Consider the following 17,412-nt stretch of genomic DNA (forward strand, 5'->3'; position numbering starts at 1 on the left):
GGTGCCAGGCCTGGTGGACCTCCAGGTCAACGGCTACGCCGGCCACGACGTGAACGGTGAACAGGGTGACGCGAGCGACATCGCAGCAATCACCGCTCTGCTGGCCACGGCGGGCGTCACCACGTGGGTGCCGACCATCATCACGGGTTCGCGAGAGAAGATCCTCTCCTGCTTGAAGCGAGTCGCGAAGGCCCGCCAGGACCCGGTGGTTGCTGCGGCGGTGCCATACGTGCACGTGGAGGGCCCTTTCATCTCCGAGCTCGATGGCCCCCGCGGGGCCCATGACCTCGCCCAGGTACGTCCGGTCGACGCCGACGAGGTGGCCGAGTGGAACCAGGTCACCCGGGTGGGCTACGTCACCCTCTCCCCGCACTGGCCGGGTAGCGCCGAGCAGATCACCCGCATCGTGGCCTCCGGAACTCGCGTGGCGATCGGGCACACGCACTGTTCGCCTGAGGAGGTGGCTGCCGCGGTGGATGCCGGTGCCACTATGTCCACCCATCTGGGCAACGGGATCTTTGCCGAGCTGCCCCGGCACCCGAACCCGATCTGGAGCCAGCTGGGTGACCCGCGGCTGACGGCGGGTCTGATCGGCGACGGTCATCACCTGCCGGGCGAGGTGCTCGAGGCCATGGTGCGGGCGAAGGGAACGAAGGACTGTTTCCTGGTTTCGGATTCGGCAGCCCTGGCGGGCTCAGCGCCCGGTGTCTACGACACTCCCGTGGGCGGAAGGGTCGAACTCACCGCCGATGGCCGGCTCACCCTACCGGGCACCCCCCTGCTGGCTGGATCAGGGGTGAACCTTGCACAGGTCGTCGTCTCGACCCTGGCCAACACTGGTCTCACTGTGCGTGAGGTGGTCGAGATGGCCAGTGTGACTCCGTCGCGGCTGCTCGGCCGGACTCCTGCCTACCTGCAGGCCGGTGCCCGCCCTGACCTGGTCACCTTGGACGAGTCTGGCCGGGTGCTTGACGTTGTCCAGCAGGGAAGCTTGCTGTGAACGCCACCACTGTCGGGATCGCGGTCGTCGAGGTGAACGTGCCAACGGGCACCCCGATGTCCGGTTTCGCAGCACGGACTGAGGGCTCGACGGGAGTCCACGACCCGACCTCGGTGCGAGCCTTGGTCATAGGGGGTCATGGCATCGTGGCGGTGGACGTGTGTGCGCTTCACGAGGACACGTGCCACGAGATCGCGGGGCGCAGCGGCCTGGCCTCGGTCACGGTCAGCGCTACGCACACCCATTCGGGACCGTGTATCTCCCGGGGACGGGTCGGACGGCACAACCCCGAGGTGCATGCAGCCGTGGTGAGTGCCGCCGTCGAGGCCCTGGACGCTGCCACCGAGGGCGCACAGCCCGTGACCGTCGAGTACCGGGAAGCCACCGGGGTGGGCGTTGCCAGGGACCGCCGACACCTCGAACGGCCGGTCGATCCACCTCTGCAAGCAGTGTGCTTCCACGCCGGTGACCAGATGGTGGCAGCGATTGTCTCGTACCCCTGCCACCCTGTCGTGTTGGACGGGACCAACACTCTGATTACAGGTGACTACGTCCACTTCCTGCGCGTCTCGCTCGAAGAGGAATGGGGCGGCCAGGTGCTCTTCCTCAATGGGACCGCCGGGGACCTCAACACCGGACACACCGCAGAGTCTTCCTACGAGCCGGGAAAGGACCCAGCCCGTACCTTTGCCCGGGCTGAGCAGATCGGCACCACGCTTGCGGAGGCGTTGGCCGCCTCCACGCCGCGGGCAGTGGGTCAGCTCACCACCGGCTTTGCTTGCGCGGATGTATCGCTCGACTTCTCGGATCTCCCCGAGGACGAGTTGAGCGGTGAGGTTTCCGGCTGGCGTTCCCAGCGCACCGCCGCGCCACCGGGAACTGCAGCTCTGCTGGACATCTGGCTTGACTGGGCTGACCGGTGGCCGCGGGCGGCCCGCCAGCAGACGACTCAGTGGGCCGCCCGGGTCTCGTGCCTGCGCATTGGCGAGCTGTGGCTCGTGACACTGCCGGGAGAGCCCTTCTTCGGGGTTGCCGAAGCCATCAGGCGCGCTGCGTCACTCCCGGTGGTTGTTGCTGGCTACACCGATGGTGTGCCCGGGTACATCCCGATGGAGCAGGACTACGCGGACGGCGGGTACGAGGTGTGTGACGCGCATCGCTACTACGACATGCCGGCCCCCTTCGCTGTCGGCTCGGCTGAACGGCTCGTCCAGGCGGCCATCCAGCTCATGGAGGACTGATGCCTGGCCGTTCGACCATCCATCAGGTAGCGAGAGAACTCGGAGTCTCGGCGAGTACCGTCTCGAGGGCCTTCAACAACCCCAACAAGCTCCTTCCTTCCACCGTGGCACGCGTCAAGGAGAAGTCGGAGGAGATGGGCTACGTGCCCAACAGGCATGCTCAAGCGTTGTCGACCGGAAGGACGGGCATCATCTCACTCGTGGTGCCCGACATCACCAACCCGTTCTTCCCACCCATGATCCGGGCAGCCCAGCGCACTGCGGAGTCTGCCGGGCTCAACGTGATGGTCGTTGAAACCAATTCAGACCCTGACCGGGAACGGTCACACATTGCGTCGCTGCTACCGCACTGCGAGGGAATACTCATTGCCTCACCCCGCCTTTCCGCGGCCGAACTGCAGGGGATCGCGCAGCTCACCCCGCTCGTGCTGTTGAACAACGACACCGAGGGCGTCGCCCGTGTCCTGCTGTCCACTCGCAAGGCCCTATGCAATGCCCTGCACCATTTCAGCCAAATGGGGGCGAGGCGAGTCTGCTACATCGGTGGCCCCGCGCGTTCATGGTCAGAGAGCGAACGACGCTCGACAATTGAAGGTCAGGCATGTGCTCTCGGGCTCACTCTGGAGGTCCGCCGAGTCGAGTCGGGGACCTATGCACAGGCGCGCCACATTGTCGCCGAGGACCCCCCACGAGCTGACCTGGTGATCGGGTTTGATGACATCGTTGCCTGTGCCACTCTGGACGGTTTGGCAGACGCTGGGGTGGATGTCCCTGGTCAGACCAGCCTCTTGGGGTGCGACGATGCCCTGCCGGTGCGGACCAAGCCGCGAATATCCACGATCACGGTGCCTACAGCCGTAGCGACCCACCAAGCAGTGAAGATGATCATGGGTTCCTCCACGAACAAGCTTCCGGAACAGCGGCTGCTGTTTCATGGTGAACTGCGGATCCGCGAGACCTGAAGCCCTACCGTCTCGCTCACTCGAAGAAGTCCTCATCCAGCTCGACGACCTCGTAGGTCTGCTTTGTCTGGACGCCGACACGGTACTTGATCATCAGCGATGCCAGGCGTTGGCCATTGATCAGGATGACGCGGGTGGGGATTCCTTGGGCGTAGTTGACAGCATTCACCGTGAAGTCGCTGGAGGTTATGAACACCCCTCGGCTGGCACCGACGCCTGCCAGGGCACCGATGAAGGCCTGGATGGTTTCCCGGCCGACGTTGTTGCCCTCGGCGTAACGCTTCGCCTGGACGTAGATCTGCTCCAGACCCAGGGCATCCTGGTCGATCACGCCATCCACGCCGCCATCACCCGTGCCGCCGATTCGATGGCCACGTTGCTCGGCACCGCCGTATCCCATGGCCAACAGCACCTTGACCACGGCCTCCTCGAAGAAGGTGGGATCGGCCGCCCGCAACCGATCCAGCGATTCGGCCGCGACGGCCGCGTTGAGTTCGGCGACGGCGCCCTCAATCTGTTCCACCGGATCAACCGGGGACACCGGCAGCTCATCAGACGCGGACACCTGGACCGCGGGTTCAGGAGTCTCCCAGAACGGGTCGAGCACCTTGCTGGCATGGGCATAGTCGTGGAATCCACCCGCGTGGGCATTCATCGCTTCACGACCGGCGTCGGTGAGCCGGTAGGAACCCCGGGCCACTCGCTCGATCCAACCCGCCTTGTGAACATGGGTGATCGCCCAGCCCGCCCGGTTGTGGGCGCGGGAATCGCCGCTGGCCAGAACCTCGGCGCGGGCGGCCTCGTCCAGGGCCATCCGATCGAAGGCGGCGGTACGCATCTCCCGGGTGGTGCGGGTGTTCCCGTCCGCCAAGACCTCCAGGATGGGCAGGACGAACTCGGGCCAGATTGGGACAGTGATCACAGCTCACCTCGGAAGGCTCGGGACTGGAGGGATGAGAAGAGGGCGTCGGCTTGCCTGACACCGATCGCCACTGCGTCCCGTTGTGTCCGGATGCCTTCGCAGGTCTTCGCGAAGCCCCGCTGCTTGGTGATGTCCGCGACAGCAATCGGCAGTGTCCGCAATCGTGCTCCAGAGATGTTGGACATGCTGGCGGCGGCGCCACCTGCGATCTTGCGCACGGCTCGACGCATGTGGGGGCTCATCATGAGGGTCTGGAAGTAGAAGGGGTCGAGGGTGTCTCGCAAGCGGAGCCGGAACACGAGGTCGGGGAGGGCAAGGTGGGTGACCTCTTCCTGGACGAGGGCGACATGTCCGACCAGCTCAGGGGTGTTCTTGCGGGTCATCAGAATGTCATCTCTGTGTACCTCTGCCCTGCGCAGCTGCGCAGGGTCGCCCAGGAACGCCTTGTTCTCCTCTGCCCTGAAGATACCGTGAGTCACGGCGCTGAGCTTGAGAATGCCCCACTCACCTGAAGCGGCCCCGCGTGCTTCGCAGCTGAGACTAATGCCCGTCTCTATCGCCTGAAGATGCTCGCCCAGAATGTCGCTGGCATCAGTGTGCGCGAACATCTCGTGGAAGATGGCTTGGGGGAGGGCGTCGAGGTGGGTGAGCTGAGTGCGGCGCTTGGCGCACAGGGCGTCAGCTTGGTCCAGGATCATGGCAATTCGACGTTGATCAGGGAGGCTGGGGAGAGGGACTAGCGACGCTTTGACGATTCGGTCACTGACTGCCGGATAGCTCGCGCCCGTAGCCGAGCGAACCATCGACTCGACAAAGTTGCTTGTGCGAACCCAGTGGAAGAGGTAGTTGGAGTCAATTTCTCGGGTTGGCCGAAGCACGGTGAATCCCGTCGATGCGGTGGCACCGTCCAAATCCTCGTTGACCCTCGCCACGGCGTTCAAGTTGGGCCGCACCGTGGAAACCAGAACGTCACCTTGGGCAACAAGTTGTCTGGCGCGACTCGGAGCATCGCGTCCCAGCAGGATCGAAGGTGCCGAGACACGCTTCTCTGATTGGTTTATGGAACTCAGGTCGATGTAGGTGATCTGGACGTCGGGCTTCCTCCCCGGGTTCCACTTGGCTATGGGAGTTGTCACCTTGCCTATCGGAACGGTCTTCACTTCAGCATCGCCTTTAGCTCGGCGAGACCAGCGGCGATCTCTTCGTCCAGCTTCTCGATGTCGGCGATGATGTCCAGCGGCGCGCGGTGCTCAACCTCCTCGTACTCGACCTCCTTGTAGCGGTTGAGGCTCAGGTCATAGCCCTGCACGACAATCTCCGCCTTGGGCACCAGGAAGGACTGGTCAGTGCGCTTGCGGTCGCGCTCGGAAGGGGCCTCGACAGGCTCGGCCACCGTGGTGGCAGGCGCGGCCGCCCCGGTGGTGTTCAGCGACGCCCAGCGGGTGCGGACGTCGTCCAGGTCACTCTCGGCAATCGGATTGCGCTTGTCGTCCAGGCTGAAGCCGTCGGCGCGGACGTCGTAGAACCAGACATCGCTGGTGCCACCGACCCCGGTCTTGGTGAAGAGCAGGATCGCCGTCGATACCCCGGCATACGGGCGAAAGACACCGGAGGGGAGCTTGATCACCGCGTCGAGCTTGTGCTCCTCCACCAGCTGCCGTCGCAGCTCCTTGTGTGCCTTGGAGGAGCCGAACAACACCCCATCGGGGACGATCACCGCGGCCCGGCCGCCGGTGGTGAGCAGTTTGATGAACAGCGCCAGGAAGAGCAGCTCGGTCTTCTTGGTCTTCACCGTCTTCAGCAGGTCCGTCGAGGTCTGCTCGTAGTCCAGTGAGCCGGCGAAGGGTGGATTTGCCAGTACCAAGGAGTACTGACCCTCGTCACCGGCGGCACCCTCGCTCAACGAGTCCCGGTAGGAGATGTCGGGGGACTGGATGCCGTGCATCAGCATGTTCATGCTGCCGATCCGCAGCATCGTCTTGTCGAAGTCGAAGCCGTGGAACATCGACTCGTGGAAGTGCTTGCGCTGTGCGGCATCGGTAGTGACCGACGGGTGATGTTCCCGCAGATACTCCGACGCTGCCACCAAGAAGCCAGCAGTTCCGCAGGCCGGGTCACAAATGGAGTCCTTGGGGGTGGGCGCCATCAGGTCAACCATCAGCTGGATGATGTGCCGCGGGGTGCGGAACTGCCCGTTCACGCCAGCGGAGGCGATCTTGCTGAGCAGGTACTCGTACAGGTCCCCGTTGGTGTCCCGGTTCTCCATCGGGATGGTGTCCACCAGGTCCACCACCTTGCTCAGGAGGGCAGCATTCGGGATGGTGAACCGGGCATCCTTCATGTGCTCGGAGTAGGTGGAACCGTCGCCACCCAGCTGGGTCCCCAGACGTCGCAGGAAGGGGAAGACCTCTTCCGAGACCCTGGCGAACATCACCTCGGCGGACTCGTTCTTGAACCGACTCCAGCGCAGATGCTGCTGACCGGGCAGGAAGACCGGATCCTCGATCACGCCGTCGTTGTACCGGGCCTTGCTCTCGGCCAAGGTCTGCAGCTCGTCGAGCCGACGCATGAACAGCAGGTAGGTGATCTGCTCGATCACCTCCAGCGGGTTGGAGATGCCGCCGGACCAGAACGCGTCCCAGACGCGATCCACCTTGCTCTTCAGCTCACCCGTGATCACGAAGGGAGCCTAGTAGCTGGCACCCACAGAATGTGTTTCTTGCGCTCAGATATGGCGGAAGCTGGGCGCCTAGGACGAGGCGGGCTTGGTCAGCACCCGTCGGGCCGCATTGCCGACGATCACCAGGGTGAGCGCCGCACCAAGGGCCTTGCACCACAGCGGGTCGGCGATGAACAGCAGCACCATCGCGGCCAGCACCGGCGCCAGCTCCCGCAGGCTCCACACGATGTAGCCGCCGAAGCTGGGCATCGCCCGGCCCTGGGACTCGGCCACCGAGCGGACCATGAAGTTGGGCCCATTGCCGATGTAGGTCAGCGCGCCGCAGGTGACCGCGCCCAGGCTGATCGCCACCAGGTAGACCTCGGGCACATTCGCGATCCGCGGATCGCCGGGCAGCTGGGTGGCCAGCTCGAAGAAGGTGGCGTAGGTGGGCGCATTGTCCAGCACCGACGACAGACCGCCGGAGAACAGGTAGAAGGTGATCTCATTGAGCGACAGCTTCGGCGCCATGGTGGACAGGTACTGCAGGGCGGTGATCATGGTGGTGAAGATGCCCAGGAAGAGCGCGGCCACCTCCAGGATCGGGTCCCAGCTGAACTCGTTCAGGCCGAACCGGACGTCGTGGCTGCCGGCGAACCAGGAGATGGCGGCCAGGGCAACCATCACCAGCTCCCGCCACGGGGTGGGGACGAAGGCGACGGCCGCGACGACGCCGGCCAGCAGCCCCAGCTGCCAGGCACCATGCACCTTCAGCGGCTGGATCTCGGTGCGGTCGCGCAACAGGTGCTCGCGGTCCTCGCGTCGCATCATGGCGGCATCCAGGCCGTAGTAGGCCACCAGCAGCAGCGTGTTGATGAACAGCCACTCCCAGATCAGGTTGAAGGTCCAGGTGAAGGGCACGCCGCGCAGCATCCCCAGGAAGAGCGGCGGATCCCCCAGCGGGGTCAGCAGGCCGCCGCAATTGGCCACCACGAAGATGGCGTAGATCACGGTGTGCATGGCGTGTTCCCGCTCCCGATTGGTGTTCAGGATGGGGCGGATCAACAGCATCGCGGCACCCGTCGTGCCGATGAAGGAGGCCAGTACCGCGCCCACCGCCAGGAAGAAGGTGTTGTTGCGCGGGGTGGCGCGGATGTCCCCGGCCAGGTGGATTCCGCCGGAGATGATGAACAGCGATCCCAACAGGGCAATGAAACTGAGGTACTCGTGCAGGGCGTGGGTGACCAGGTGGTGGTGCCCGCTCAGCCACACCCAGGCGGCCACCGGCAGGCCCAGCAGCAGCGCGACGCCCAGCTGGGTGCGCGGTTTCTCCCAGTGATGGGCCAGCGCGGGCACCAGCGGTGCGATGGCGATGCTCAGCAGCATTGCGACGAAGGGAAGGATGGCCCACCAGGAAACCTGCATGGGGACCATGCTCTCAAACCAGTGGCTGCCCTGCGGTGTGGGGCGCAGGCTGGACGGTTGTCCGCATGGCGGCACCCGACGACCGGGGGGTGGGTGCGGGATGGGATCATGACGGAGCATCGTCATGGCCGAGAACCGGGCAGCGAGCAACAACCCAGAGGGAACCCGAGGTGCAGCCGTGACCGTCGCGCAGGAGCCAGAACCCGGGGCGGAGGCCACGGCCAGCGTCCGGGTTGGTCCGCGTCGCCTCACCCTGACCCCCGGCAACACGGTGGTGATTGGACGAGATCCGGAATGTGACCTGCCGGTGACCAATGCGCAGGTCTCCTGGCGCCACCTTGCCCTGACCGCCACCGGCCTGGGAACGGTGCAGGCCACGGACCTGGGCAGCTCCAATGGCAGCTTCCGGCAACAGACCCGGTTCACGGAGCTGGAGCTGGGGCAGGTCAGCACCCTGAACCTGGGCGCCCCCGACGGCCTGCGGGTGCGGGTGACGCCCGCCCTGGCCGCCGCCTCCGGGGCCGAGCGCGACGCTGCCAGTACCCAGGTGATCGGCAGCAGCGAGGCGCCGCGCACCGAGACCGTCGTGATGGCGCCCGACGCGGTGATCACCATCGGCCGGGACCCGGCCAACACCCTGCTGCTGGACGATCCGCTGGTCTCCCATCGGCACGCCCAAGCGGTGCGTTCCGGCGACGGCTTCGACGTGACGGACCTGGACAGCCTCAACGGCATCCAGCTGAACGGTCAGCCCGTCCAGCTGGCCCACCTGGGGCCCGGCGACGTGCTCACCATCGGCCACTCATCCCTGCAGGTGCAGGCGGGCCAACTGGTGCGCACGGTGCAGCGCACCGCCAGCCTGGTGGCCAATGAGATCAGCTTCACGCTGCCGGAGGGCCGGGCCCTGTTGGACCGGGTCTCCTTTGCCGCCGCCGGCGCCAGCCTGGTGGCGGTGATCGGCCCGTCGGGTGCCGGGAAGTCCACCCTGCTCAAGGCCTTGACCGGCACCCAGCCCGCCACCTCCGGCCAGGTGCTCTACGACGGCGCGGACCTGTACGCCAACTACGCCAACCTGCGCCAGCGGATCGGCGTCGTGCCGCAGGACGACGTCGTGCACCGCCAGCTCACCGTGAAACAGGCGCTGGACTATGCCGCCGAGCTGCGGCTGCCCGGTGACTACACGGCGCAGGCCCGGGACGGGGAGGTCACCCGGGTGATGGCCGACCTTGGCCTGGTCAACCACCAGCACACCCGGATCGCGAAACTCTCCGGTGGCCAGCGCAAACGGGTCTCCGTCGCGCTGGAACTCTTGACCCAGCCCAACCTGCTGTTGCTGGACGAGCCCACCTCGGGGCTGGACCCCAACCTGGACCGCAGCGTGATGCAGCTGCTGCGGCAGCAGGCCGACGGCGGCCGCACCGTGCTGGTGATCACCCACAGCGTCGCCAACCTGGAGATGTGCGACGCGGTGCTGATCCTGGCGCCCGGCGGGAAGGTGGCCTACTACGGCCCGCCCGCGGGAGTCCTGGCCCACTTCGGCGTGCGGGACTATGCCGACGTCTTCGCCCAGGTGGCGGAGGGGCCGGAGCTGGTCTCGCAGCGCTTCGCCAGCTCCCACCTGAGCCAGATTCCCGTCCTGTTGCCGCCGACGCCCCAGCTCAGCGGCGGCGCGGCACCCTCCCAGCGGGCCGGACGGCAGTGGAACACGTGCGTGCGTCGGCACCTGCGGATTGTGCTTGCGGACCGCTCCTATGCCGTCGCCACCGCCCTGCTCCCGCTCTTCCTGGCCGCGATGGCCCTGCTGATCCCCGGCTCCACCGGTTTCGGCAAGCCGCCGCTGAAGGACCCCGGGGAGCCCTCCCAGCTGCTGGTGGTCACCATCGTCGGGGCCGCCTTCATGGGGATGAGCGCCAGCATCCGGGAGCTGGTGGGGGAACGGGCGATCTTCCTGCGGGAGAGAGCGGTGGGGCTCTCGCCCAGGATCTACCTGTGGGCCAAGGTGTGTGTGCTGGTGGGCATGACCCTGGTGCAGAGCCTGTTGCTGGTGGCCCTGGTGCGGGTGGGCAAACCCGGGCCGACGGGGGCGGTGCTCCTGGGCTCCGGCACGGCGGAGCTGGTGGTGGCAGTCTTCGTGACGGCGCTGACCTCGGCCGTCGTCGGGCTGCTGCTGTCCGCCCTGGCCGGCACCAGCGAGCAGGCGATGCCGGCCCTGGTGATTGGGGTGATGTTCCAGTTGGTGATGTGCGGCGGACTGATCCAGGTCAGCGGCCGCACCGGGATGGAGATCCTGTCCGGCATTGCCCCGGCCCGCTGGGGCTTCGCCATGGGTGCCTCGACGATTGACCTGCAGGCCCTCAACCCCACCGTCGACCATGACTGGTTCTTCAACCACACCAGTACCTCCTGGCTGACCTCGCTGGGGGCCCTGGCGGCCATCGGCCTGATCAGCATCGCCGCCACCATCCGGCGGCTCCGCAAGCAGAGCGCCAACATCTGATGTCACCCGGACCGACCCGAACCGCAGGAGAACACTCATGACGCAGGAATACCGCCACCTCGGCAGCAACTATCGCCTGGTGGAGCGGATCGGCCAGGGGGCCATGGGCGAGGTGTGGCGCGGGTTGGATGCGGCGGACCAGCCGGTAGCGGTGAAGCTGCTGCTGCCGCACCTGGCCAATGATCCGGCGATGGTGCAGCGCTTCGTCGGGGAACGCTCGGTGCTCACCGGGGTGAAGCACCGCAATGTGGTGCAGGTCTTTGACCTAGTGGCCGAGGGCAAGAGCCTGGGGATCGTGATGGAGTACGTGCCCGGGCCGGATCTGCGGGAGGTCCTGCACACCCAGCGGACCCTGGCCCCGGCCCTGGTGGCCCACGTCGGACAGGCGGTGGCGCAGGGGCTGGGCGCGATCCACCGTCGGCAGGTCTTCCACCGGGACGTGAAGCCGGAGAATGTGCTGCTGGCCGGTGGCGCCGGGCTGGCGTCGGTGCCCAAGCTGACCGATTTCGGGATCTCCCGGCTGAGCCCCACCGGCGCGGCCCAGACCGCGACGATGGTGGTGGGCACGCCCTACTACATGGCGCCCGAACTGGCCGACGGGTCGTTGCCGACCGCCCGCAGCGACCTCTACGCCCTGGGGGTGTTGCTCTACGAGCTGTGCTGCGGGGTGACCCCCTTCCAGGGGCGTCCGGCGCTGGGCGTGCTGCAGGCCCATGCCACCCTGCTTCCGGGGCGTCCCGACGGGATTCCGGACGAACTGTGGGAGATCATTGCCCGGCTGCTGGCGAAGGACCCGGCCGCCCGTCCGGGCAGCGACGCCGAGGTGGTGGGCCTGCTGGCCCCGCTGGTCACCGACCTGGCCGAGCTACCCGCGGCGCCCGCGCTGACGGAGCCACCCGTCGCCGTTGCGGTGCAGCACACCGGAACCACGGTGTTGCCGGCCGCGGCCGCCGCCGCAGGGCTGGGCGCGACGGCCGCGGTCGCAGCCGGGGCCCCGCCGGTGGTGGGGCCGACGCCGCACACCGACACCGTGCTGACCCCGCCCGGGTGGAATCCGGCCAGCTCCGGTGTGCCCCTGGGCTCCGGTGCCCCGGTGGCAACGGGCGCGCCCCTGGCCCAGCCGACGCCCCTGCCGTTTGGGCCCCAGGCCGGCTACCAGACCGGCTTCCCCAACCAGGCCGGCTACCAGACCGGCTTCCCGCCGGGGCCGGGCAGCTCCGGCGTCGGGTGGGTGGGTTCTGGCCCCGGAGCCAGCCCCGCGCCCGCGCCGCGACGTCGCACTGGTGGCCTGGTGGCCCTGGCCCTGCTGCCGTTGCTGGCCCTGGTGGCCGGCGGGGTCTGGTACGTCTCGTCGGACCGCAACCAGCCGGCCGCGGTGCCCGCCCCGGTTCCCACCAGCTCGGCGCCCACCGCCACCTCACCCGACCAGCCGGCCAGCACGTCGGCACCCACCCAGACCCAGACGGTGCAGGTCACCCAGGTGGTGCAGCCGGCGCAGACCGTCACCGTGCAGCAGACCACCACCCAGCAGGCACCGCAGGAGGGGCTGGCGGAGGCCCCGGTGGGGAAGTGGGTGCTGGTGCTGGAGTCGCTGGAGCAGGGCAAGTACTCCTATGCCGACGCGAGCGCGAAGGCCGCCTCGCTGTCCACCTCCGGGGCGACGGTCCATGTTCTGGACAGCACCGACACCCCGGGTCTGCGCAGCGGCTACTGGGCCCTGGCGGTGCTGCCCTTTGACAGCCGGGGCGAAGCGACCGCGATGTGCCCCCAGATGGGACGTGAGACGGGCGACAAGTGTTACCCGCGTCGCGTCGGGTGAGGCAGTGATGCTGACCCCACGATTGCTGACGACGAGGAATGACCATGAGTGAGCCACGGCAGTTCGGCAGCAACTATCGGCTGGTCGAGCGGATCGGCAGCGGGGCGATGGGTGAGGTGTGGCGCGGGCTGGATGCGCAGGACCAGCCGGTGGCGGTGAAGCTGCTGCTGCCCCAGTGGTCACGGGATCCGGCCATGGTGCAGCGTTTCGTCGCCGAACGCCAGGTGCTGACCGGGATCGTGTCGGCCAACATCGTGCAGGTGCGGGACCTGGTGGTGGAGGGCGATGCCATGGGCATCGTGATGGAGTACGTGCCGGGAGCCGATCTGCGCACGCAGCTGGCCACTGCGGGCACCCTGGCCCCCAACCAGGTCAGCCAGCTGGGCGCCGGTCTGGCCCACGGCCTGCAGGACCTGCACAACCACGGCGTCGTGCACCGCGACGTCAAGCCGGAGAATGTGCTGCTGGCCGGGGTTCCCGGGAACTGGCAACCCAAACTCACCGACTTCGGGATCTCCCGGATCAACGACGCCTCGCCCCAGCGGGCCACGGCCGTGGTGGGAACCCCGGACTACATGGCGCCGGAGCTGGCCGATGGTGCGCTGCCCACCCCGCAGACCGACCTGTATTCCTTGGGGGCGCTGCTCTACGAGCTGTGTTGCGGGGTTCCGCCCTTCCAGGGCAGCCCGCTGGCGGTGATGCGGGCCCACGCCAGCCTGGAGCCTGGCCGTCCCGCCGGGATTCCCGACGAGTTGTGGGCGATCCTCGCGTGGTTGCTGCGCAAGGACCCCGCCGCCCGGCCCGCCAGCGCGATGCAGCTGGCCACCGCCCTGGAGCGGATCACAGCTGGTCTGGACCGCTACCCGCCGGCGGCCGCGCTGACCGCCCCGCCACCCGGGGTGCCGACGGTGCGGCAGGGAACCACGTTCATGGGGGCGACTCCGCCCCGGAGCGACACGGTGCTTGCCTCGCCCGGTTCGATTCCACCGGGTTCGATGCCGCCCGGTTCCATTCCACCGGGCGCGATTCCACCGGGCGCGATGCCGGTCACGAGTCAGCCGCCCGCCGGGCAGTTCTCCAGCCCGCCGCCGAGTTCACCCGTCGCTCCGGGGATGGCCGCCGCCCAGTGGGGCCCGATGCCGGCCGGCAGTCCGGTGCCGCCGGCCCCGCCAGCGAACAAGCGGCCAGGCTGGCCCCTGTGGTTGGCAGCGGTGCTGGTGCTGGCGCTGCTCGGCTTTGGAGCCGTGCGGGTCCTGGGTTTTCCGGGCTCCGGCGGTTCCACGCAGAAGTCCGGTGGGGGCGGTGCCTCGGCCGCGCAGTCGACTGCCCAGCCCGCCACGACAGCCCCGTCGGCGGCCCCGTCGGCGGCCCCCAGCACGGCCGCCACGCCGGTGCCGTCGGCCACCAGCCAGCGGGTGATCCAACTGCCGTCGGGGTCCACCACCTGCGTCACGTCCAGCAGTGCGACGCCCTGGGCCAGTGCCGCGGCCGGCAATTCGGTGACCAGTTGCCCCTTCGTCCGGCAGGTGCTGCAGGACTACACCAACAGCAATGGCAACGGTCAGCGGCTGACCCTGAACTCCTACAGCGCCACCACCGGCAAGTACTACGACATGACCTGCGAACCCACCGGTGACCTGGTGCGATGCACCGGAGGCAATGGCGCCGTGGTCCTGATCTGGTGACCCGTCGATGAATCGGCTGCGACGGATGGATGGCGATGCTCGGGTGGGGGCCCGCCAGCTGCTGGCCCCGGGTCTTTCGGCTCTAGGCCTGGCGGTGCTGGTGGGTTGTGCCCAGACCCCACCCTCGCCGCCGCAGCAGGACAGTGATGCCCCGGTGGTGGTGACCACAGCGCCGAGCACCGCAGCGCCGAGCACTGCCTCGGCCACCGGACCCCGCCCCACCCCGGTGCCGGTCCCCACCAGCGGCTCGACGGCGCCGTCCTCCGCCGCTTCGGTCACGCGGGCCCCCGCCAGCGTCGGGCCGGCGGATGCCTCGGCACTGGCGGCCTCCTTCGGGAAGCTGCAGGCGTCGCTCAGCGGACCGGCGGGGATTGCCGTGGTGCCCGTGGGTGGCCGGGGAGAGGCCGTGCACTGGGGCAAGTCGGATACCGGCCCGGCCTGGTCCACCGCCAAGGTGCCGCTGTCGATCGCCGCGCTGTCCTCCCCGGGGCCCGACACCCAGGCCCTGGTCCGTCGGGCGATCACCGCGTCGGACAATGAGGCGGCGGATCAGCTCTGGCACCAGCTGGGGGCAGGCAAGAAAGCCGCCGCCGCGGTTGACCGGGTGCTGCGGGCCGGCGGGGATCCGGTGACCCGCACCCAGCCGGCTGCCGTGCGGCCGCCGTACAGCGCCTTCGGGCAGACCCCGTGGGCGCTGGGAGACCAGGCCCGGTTCGCGGCGCAGCTGCCCTGCCAGGACGGCGCCAGCCAGGTGCTGGGCCTGATGCGGCAGGTGGATGCGGGCCAGGCCTGGGGGCTGCACCGGCTGGAGGGCGCCGCGATCAAGGGTGGTTGGGGCCCGTCGTCGGGTGCTGGCTACCTGGTGCGCCAGCTGGCGGTGCTGCCGGTGGATGGCGGTCAGCTGGGCGTGGCGGTGATGGTGGATTCCCCCGCTGGCTTCGAGGCCGGGGTGCGAGACCTGGACGCCATCGCCGGCTGGGTGCGGGAGCACCGGGCGGAGCTGCCGGCCGGCGGGAACTGCTGACCACTGCTGCTCCTCGCCGAGCCTGGTTCAGGCGGAGCGGGTGGCGCCGATCGAGGCGACGATCACGCAGCCCATCGCCAGCAGATCGGTGGGGCTGAGCTTCTCGCCCAGCAGGATCAGGGCGGCCAGGGCCGCGGCCGCCGGCTCCAGGCTCATCAGGATGCCAAAGACCCGTGGTGGGATGGACTTCAGCGCCACCATTTCCAGCGAGTACGGGATCACGGAGCTGAGCAGGCCCACCCCGGCGCCCGCCAGCAGCACGTCGGGCCGCCAGATCTGGGCGCCGCCCTGCGCGATGGCCGGAACTGCCAGCGCGACGGCACCCAGGCCGCAGGCCAGGGTGAGGGCGTCCCTGCTGGCCCAGGTGCGGCCGGCCCGGGCGGCGGTGGCGATGTAGCCGGCCCACAGCGCCCCGGCCAACAGGGCGAAGAAGACGCCCACGGGGTCCATTCCGGTGGGGGTGAAACCCAGCAGCGCCACCCCGGCTAGGGCCAGCAGGGCCCACAACACGTCGCGGGCCCGACGGCTGCCCAGCACCGACAATCCCAACGGGCCAAGGAACTCCAGCGTGACCGCCAGCCCCAGTGGGAGCCGGGCGAAGGCCTCGTAGATGCTGACATTCATCCCCACCAGGCAAACGGCATAGGCCAGCCCGTCGCGCCAGGAGCGGGCGGGGGCGGCCGCGTTCCCTGCGCCTGTTCCTGCCACGGCTCCTGAGCCTGCCGAAGGGCGTCGGGCCCGGGCGAGCGCGCCCAGCACCAGCAGCGCCACCGCGGCGGCCGCGAGCCGCAACCAGGCCATGGTCACCGGCGGCACCACCCCGAACAGGTTCTTGGCCACCGCCGCGCCCAGCTGCACCGAGGCGATGGCGCCCAGCACCATCCAGATGGCGCCGGGCATGGCACGGGCGGTCTGGGAGGTCACCCGGTCACCATCTCACAGGGGCTACTGGGGGCCGCTTCCTGTCCGTCGAATCTTGGTCAACAGCCCAGTTATCCCGATAGAGCGGATATCGGGGTCCACTGCCACTATGGCAGTGCGCAACGGCATCTGCTCTACTGGGAAAATAGGTCAGGCGTCCAAGAAATTCAGGGGGCGGTGGAGCCGGATCCCCAGCCGGAGATCGCGCCCCGGATCCCGGCCGCGTCCAGGGCTCGTTTGGCCTGCTCCCGGAGCTCCCGTTGCACCCCCCACTGCTGGTTGGCAAGGCACTTCGCGCTGATCCGCAGGGTCATCGCCTGGCCGGTGATGGTCTCGACGCCGAGCACCTCGGGCGGGTCGATCAGGTCGGCCGCGTACTGCTCGTCGGCGGCGAAAGTGGTGCAGACCCGCTCCAGCACTTCGACGGCGCGGGCCGGATCCTCCGTCGGATTGATCGGCAGGTCGATCGTCGCGATGCTCCAGCCCTGGGACACATTGCCCAGCGTGGTGATCTCGCCATTGCGCAGGTACCAGAGCATCCCGTTGGCGTCGCGGACGCTGGTGACTCGCAGCCCGACGTGCTCCACCGTGCCGGTGATCTCGTTCACGGTGATCACGTCGCCGACGCCGAACTGGTCTTCCAGGATCAGGAAGATGCCGCTGATCACGTCCTTCACCAGGCTCTGCGCGCCGAAGGCCAGGGCGACGCCGCCGACGCCGGCCGAGGCGAGCACCGGCGCTAGGTTGATCCCGATGTGGCTCAGGATGGTCAGTACCGCCACGGTGACGATCAGGAAGGTGGCGGCGCTGCCCAGGATCGAGCCCATGGTGGCGGCGCGCTGGCTCTGCCGCTGCGATTCCATCCCGGTGGCGGCCGCCAGGATCTGGCCGGGGCGGCCCAGCTTGTCCAGGTGCTGCTTGGCGCGATCCGTGGACAGCTTGACCATCCGTCGGATGGCCACCTGCACCAGCCACCGGCCGATCACCGCCAGCGCGATGATCACTGCGATGGCGACGGCCGTGTCCGGCCAGACGAAGACGAGACTCTGCAACAGCATGGCTCCATTGTGTCGGGTCGGCCGGGCGGCTGGCGCCGCACGGCAAGGGCTGGCGGCCGGTACCCGACGGCTGGCTAGACTGACCCCGCTCGCGGCGCAGGAACCCGGTGTGAGTCCGGGGCGGTTCCGCCACTGTGAATGTGCTTGTCATTGCTTGATGGGCACCAAGCCAGACACTCACCGCGGGCATGACCTGAAC

The 17,412-nt window shown here is 68.4% G+C and carries 13 protein-coding genes and 1 riboswitch; of the genes, 7 read left to right on the top strand and 6 right to left on the bottom strand.

All coding sequences use genetic code 11. The annotated features are described in order from the left end of the window. Position 1 precedes the first annotated feature (1 nt). From AAEX60_RS00900 to AAEX60_RS00910, 3 genes are read left to right on the top strand one after another with little or no spacing between them, the layout of a single operon-like run. Positions 2 to 1,000, top strand: coding sequence for an N-acetylglucosamine-6-phosphate deacetylase (locus AAEX60_RS00900; protein WP_342100408.1), 999 nt, complete (start codon positions 2 to 4; stop codon positions 998 to 1,000). Continuing rightward, entirely contained in the window at positions 997 to 2,241 is a 1,245-nt protein-coding gene (locus tag AAEX60_RS00905) for an alkaline ceramidase (RefSeq protein WP_342100409.1), read from the top strand. The genes AAEX60_RS00900 and AAEX60_RS00905 overlap by 4 nt, the downstream gene beginning before the upstream one ends. Next, on the top strand, positions 2,241 to 3,203 hold the full coding sequence (locus tag AAEX60_RS00910; protein ID WP_342100410.1) for a LacI family DNA-binding transcriptional regulator: 963 nt from the start codon (positions 2,241 to 2,243) through the stop codon (positions 3,201 to 3,203). Before AAEX60_RS00905 ends, AAEX60_RS00910 begins: the two co-directional genes overlap by 1 nt. Positions 3,204 to 3,219: 16 nt before the next feature. Here AAEX60_RS00910 and AAEX60_RS00915 read toward each other — a convergent pair whose 3' ends face one another. From AAEX60_RS00915 to AAEX60_RS00930, 4 genes are all read right to left on the bottom strand, one after another. Next, the gene (locus AAEX60_RS00915; RefSeq protein WP_342100412.1) at positions 3,220 to 4,125 is read right to left on the bottom strand and encodes a restriction endonuclease; all 906 of its coding nucleotides are present in this window, start codon (positions 4,123 to 4,125) and stop codon (positions 3,220 to 3,222) included. Next, a complete protein-coding gene (locus AAEX60_RS00920) occupies positions 4,122 to 5,285 on the bottom strand; it encodes a restriction endonuclease subunit S (protein WP_342100414.1) in 1,164 nt (387 codons plus the stop codon). Before AAEX60_RS00920 ends, AAEX60_RS00915 begins: the two co-directional genes overlap by 4 nt. After that, the gene (locus tag AAEX60_RS00925; RefSeq protein ID WP_342100417.1) at positions 5,282 to 6,805 is read right to left on the bottom strand and encodes a type I restriction-modification system subunit M; all 1,524 of its coding nucleotides are present in this window, start codon (positions 6,803 to 6,805) and stop codon (positions 5,282 to 5,284) included. The genes AAEX60_RS00920 and AAEX60_RS00925 overlap by 4 nt, the downstream gene beginning before the upstream one ends. Positions 6,806 to 6,874: 69 nt before the next feature. Then, positions 6,875 to 8,209 carry a sodium:proton antiporter gene (locus AAEX60_RS00930; RefSeq protein ID WP_342100419.1) on the bottom strand — a complete coding sequence of 445 codons (1,335 nt, stop codon included), beginning with the start codon at positions 8,207 to 8,209 and terminating at the stop codon, positions 6,875 to 6,877. Between the two features lie 178 nt (positions 8,210 to 8,387). Between AAEX60_RS00930 and AAEX60_RS00935 the strand changes: the two genes are divergently transcribed. The 4 genes from AAEX60_RS00935 to AAEX60_RS00950 are packed head-to-tail and all read left to right on the top strand — an operon-like array spanning position 8,388 to position 15,234. Next, entirely contained in the window at positions 8,388 to 10,706 is a 2,319-nt protein-coding gene (locus AAEX60_RS00935; protein WP_342100421.1) for an ATP-binding cassette domain-containing protein, read from the top strand. A gap of 37 nt (positions 10,707 to 10,743) precedes the next feature. Then, a complete protein-coding gene (locus AAEX60_RS00940; protein ID WP_342100423.1) occupies positions 10,744 to 12,525 on the top strand; it encodes a serine/threonine-protein kinase in 1,782 nt (593 codons plus the stop codon). A gap of 44 nt (positions 12,526 to 12,569) precedes the next feature. Next, entirely contained in the window at positions 12,570 to 14,210 is a 1,641-nt protein-coding gene (locus AAEX60_RS00945) for a serine/threonine-protein kinase (RefSeq protein WP_342100424.1), read from the top strand. 25 nt (positions 14,211 to 14,235) lie between these two features. Further along, positions 14,236 to 15,234: a hypothetical protein gene (locus AAEX60_RS00950; RefSeq protein WP_342100425.1), complete on the top strand. Its 999-nt coding sequence runs from the start codon at positions 14,236 to 14,238 to the stop codon at positions 15,232 to 15,234. A gap of 27 nt (positions 15,235 to 15,261) precedes the next feature. Here the strand turns inward: AAEX60_RS00950 and AAEX60_RS00955 are convergent, their stop codons facing one another. Further along, positions 15,262 to 16,158 (bottom strand): EamA family transporter, encoded by an 897-nt coding sequence (locus tag AAEX60_RS00955; RefSeq protein ID WP_342100427.1) that lies wholly within the window; start codon positions 16,156 to 16,158, stop codon positions 15,262 to 15,264. Between the two features lie 164 nt (positions 16,159 to 16,322). After that, positions 16,323 to 17,213 (bottom strand): mechanosensitive ion channel family protein, encoded by an 891-nt coding sequence (locus AAEX60_RS00960; RefSeq protein WP_342100429.1) that lies wholly within the window; start codon positions 17,211 to 17,213, stop codon positions 16,323 to 16,325. A 75-nt stretch (positions 17,214 to 17,288) separates the two neighbouring features. Continuing rightward, a riboswitch (cobalamin riboswitch) is annotated at positions 17,289 to 17,412 on the top strand.

This window comes from Luteococcus sp. H101, assembly GCF_038433155.1.
GTDB lineage: Bacteria > Actinomycetota > Actinomycetes > Propionibacteriales > Propionibacteriaceae > Luteococcus.